This is a genomic window from Extibacter sp. GGCC_0201 (assembly GCF_017566055.1).
Classification (GTDB): Bacteria; Bacillota; Clostridia; order Lachnospirales; family Lachnospiraceae; genus Extibacter.
Genome location: NZ_JABFCH010000306.1, coordinates 1 through 207 on the forward strand (window position 1 = coordinate 1; position 207 = coordinate 207).

The window sequence follows — 207 nt, forward strand, 5'->3', positions numbered from 1 at the left end:
GCGCCTGTTATCTCATGCCGTTTAATGGCCCGTCGGTATTAGCGCAGCGGACGGTCACGCGAGAGGCTCCGCCCCACGTGCAAGTAAAAAGCGTGAGGTCCCAGCCGTCAGCTGCCTTCATCTCGTCCACGGCGGTGGGGCCCAACACGTCGGTAAACGCCACCGCATAGGAGAACTCGTTGCCATCGGCATCCACAAAGCGCACCT

The 207-nt window shown here is 61.4% G+C and carries 1 protein-coding gene; it reads right to left on the bottom strand.

The window, feature by feature from the left end:
- Positions 1-7 precede the first annotated feature (7 nt).
- A partial coding sequence (locus HJV72_RS19630; protein WP_330619096.1) for a hypothetical protein occupies positions 8-207 on the bottom strand: 200 nt, incomplete at its 5' end.